The organism is Hydrogenovibrio sp., from assembly GCF_049975065.1.
Taxonomy (GTDB): Bacteria; Pseudomonadota; Gammaproteobacteria; order Thiomicrospirales; family Thiomicrospiraceae; genus Hydrogenovibrio.
On the sequence record NZ_JBNGDN010000014.1, the window covers coordinates 1 to 3286 of the forward strand.

At 53.2% G+C, this 3286-nt stretch carries 3 protein-coding genes; 2 read left to right on the top strand and 1 reads right to left on the bottom strand.

What is annotated here, in order from left to right; translation table 11 throughout:
* The first annotated feature begins 92 nt into the window (after positions 1-92).
* Positions 93-1121, top strand: coding sequence for an extracellular solute-binding protein (locus ACP5D0_RS03400; protein ID WP_472364172.1), 1029 nt, complete (start codon positions 93-95; stop codon positions 1119-1121).
* 103 nt (positions 1122-1224) lie between these two features.
* Positions 1225-2829 carry an ABC transporter permease gene (locus ACP5D0_RS03405; protein WP_472364174.1) on the top strand — a complete coding sequence of 535 codons (1605 nt, stop codon included), beginning with the start codon at positions 1225-1227 and terminating at the stop codon, positions 2827-2829.
* Here ACP5D0_RS03405 and ACP5D0_RS03410 read toward each other — a convergent pair.
* Positions 2823-2999 carry a hypothetical protein gene (locus tag ACP5D0_RS03410; protein ID WP_472364175.1) on the bottom strand — a complete coding sequence of 59 codons (177 nt, stop codon included), beginning with the start codon at positions 2997-2999 and terminating at the stop codon, positions 2823-2825. The genes ACP5D0_RS03405 and ACP5D0_RS03410 overlap by 7 nt on opposite strands.
* Between the last annotated feature and the right edge of the window lie 287 nt (positions 3000-3286).

Sequence of the window (3286 nt, forward strand, 5' to 3'; positions counted from 1 at the left end):
CGACCAGTATGGCACCCTAACCGCCACTCACATCCAATTCCGGCAAGCCGCTTAATCGTCTGCCAATTTAACGACTCAAATCGGAGATGACCGTGAAAATCAACACTGAAACGTCCCCTTTCGCAACGTTTATTCTGGCTGTCAGCAGCCTAGCACTTCTAGGCACCGCCAACATCGCCTATGCCAACCCCGAATTAGTGGTGTATTCTTCGAGAAAAGAACACCTTATCAAACCGCTTCTTGAGCAGTTCACCCAAGAAACCGGCATTGAGGTAAAACTTCAAACCGGCAAAGCCAACGCCCTGATTGAGCGTTTGAAAGCGGAAGGCGAAAACACCCCGGCGGATATTTTTATGACCGTCGATGCTGGCAATCTGTGGTATGCCGCCAGCCAGGGCTTATTTCAACCCATGGTGTTAACACACATTGAAACGAAGATTCCCGCCCACCTTCGCGACCCTCAAGCCTTATGGACAGGGCTCTCCGTTCGTGCCAGAACCATCGTATACCACTCGGAGCGCGTCCGCCCGGAACAGCTTTCCAGCTATGAAGCGCTGGCGCAACCCGAGTGGAAAGACAAACTGTGTTTACGCACCGCCAAAAAGGTGTACAACAAATCACTCGTCTCCGCCATGATCGCCCATGATGGCACTGAAAAAACCGAACAGGTTCTTCAAGGCTGGGTGAGTAATCTTGCCACCAAACCCCATGCCAAAGACTCGCACGTCATGGAAGCCATTGCCGCCGGGCAATGTGACCTGGGCATCGTCAACACCTATTATTTTGGTCGCTTGCAAGACAAACACCCCAAAACGCCCATCAAACTCTTCTGGGCGAACCAGAACAGCTACGGCACCCACATCAACACCTCCGGTGCCGGTATTGTCAAACACGCCAAACGACGTGATTCGGCTCAGAAACTGCTGGACTGGCTCGCCTCCGACAAGGCGCAAACACAGTTCGGACGCGTCAACAAAGAATACCCCGCCAATCCGAACATTCCTCTGGATCCTCAAGTGGCCAGCTGGGGAGCCTTTAAAGCTGACAACCTCAATCTGGCCAAAGTGGGCGAAGGCCAAGAAGAAGCGGTTAAGTTGATGCAAAAAGCGGGCTATAAATAAACGGGAACCCGACTTTCGCCGAGATCAGGACGTATTCTCATCCCGAATTCATGTTTCGGGTTAAAATAATGGCCCTACTCTTGCGAATGACACAGGTACTGACTTGACAGGCTTTGAACGGCGACCCTTTCACTATTTTTCACAACTGGCACTCTGGTGCCTGATCGGCTTCGTATCGCTGCCGATACTCAGCTTGGGATTCTCTTGGATTCAAGTTGATGGCGACCTCTGGGTGCACCTGTCCGACACGCTGCTGACGGAACTGTTCAGCCACACCTTTCAACTGCTGTTTGCCGTTGCCATCGGCACCGGCTTCTTGGGCATTAGCCTCGCTTGGCTTGTGACACAATGCGAGTTTCCCGGACGGCGCTGGTTTGAGTGGCTGCTGTTTTTGCCTTTTGCCGTACCCGCTTATGTGCTGGCCTTTGTGTTTCTCGGGGTATTGGATTATGCCGGACCGCTGCAAAGCTTTATACGCGAAACCTTTGGTGTCGGCGGCGGCGTGGACATTCGCGAGGGGGTCTGGGGCATTGCGGTTATTATGAGCTTGGTGTTCTACCCCTATGTGTATCTTCTGACCCGCAGCGCCTTTCTCTCTCAGCCACCCAGTTACACTGAAGTCGCTCGAAGCCTCGGGGCTTCCCCCCTGCAAGCCTTCTTTCGCGTATCCTTGCCTTTAGCACGCCCCGCCATTATCGCCGGACTGTCACTGGCGCTGATGGAAGTGCTGGCGGACTTCGGTACGGTAGCCATGTTTAACTACGACACCTTCACCACCGCCATCTATTCCAGCTGGGTGGACTACCGTTCACTGGAAACCGCCGCGCAATTATCGACTCTGCTGCTGATCATCGCCGCGACACTCATGGCTTTGGAACATTATCAACGCGGAAAACGCGCTTTTCACAGTGGGTTACCCAGGCAAAGAAATCGCTACCCGCTGACCGGACTGAAAGCGCTCATTACCGTGCTCTACGTTTTCAGCGTCCTGCTTCTGGCATTTATTCTGCCACTGGTACAGCTGACACTCTGGAGCGTCGAAGCCTTCACCTCCTGGGATCCGCGCCTGCTGGACTGGACACGTAACAGCCTAACTCTCGCCACCAGCGCCGCCCTCATCACTGTCGCCATTGCGCTGGTTCTAAACGCCATTCTGCACAATCAGCGCCTCAATCGTTTTCAAGCGCTCGGGATACGTTTCGCCACGTTGGGGTATGCCCTGCCCGGGTCGGTGCTGGCCATTGGCGTTATGCTGTTTTTGTTTGAACTCAACAGTCTGTTTTCCGAACAACTCTGGCTAACAAGCGGGCTATTTGCCCTGATAACCGCCTATGTCGTGCGCTTTCTCGCCGTGGCGTTCGGGCCGGTTGAAAGCAGCTTCAAGACCATTAAACCCTCCATTAGCGAAGCCGCGCGTAATCTCGGAGCCACGCCCATTGAATTGATGAAACGCATTTACTGGCCTTTGCTGACCCCGGGCATTCTGACCGCACTGTTTTTGGTCACGCTGGATATTTTAAAAGAATTGCCCGCCACCTATCTGCTGCGCCCGTTTGGCTGGGACACCTTGGCGGTTCGTACTTTTGAACTCAGTACCGAAGGACTCTACGAAGCCGCGGCGCTACCGGCCCTAATCCTGATGGGAATCGGACTGGCAGGCCTGGTCATTATCGAATGGTTGCGCGCTCGGACAGAACGGCACTATTGATTGGACACAAACCACACCGATACCATGTAAAAGAAAGCCGTCCCGCCCAGAATCGTCACAATCCAAAACAAAAACACCCAGCCGATATGCGTTGGCTTACCGGTCAGTTTGAGCAGATACCAACTGACCAACGTCAACACAATAATAAATAACCAGACTTTGATAATCACTGCCCTACCTCCTTCTTCTGTGCGATTCGTCCCTTTTCACCAGGCCTGGCCATAAGCACGGCTATAAGCTACCCGGCCAGGTCATTTTCCTGCGGAGTCAGTTTACACCAAACGCATCAAATTCGGCAGCTTCACGCGGACAATCAGGTCTTCAACTGCCGAATGCCGCCGCCTGATTCCGCTGTTATTACGCTGTTATTCCGCTGTTGACACCCATTCTTGGCGGCTGTTATTCACGGACAAAGTTGCGCTCTGTCAAGGTTCCTTCAGGTTTTAGGCTTGACTAA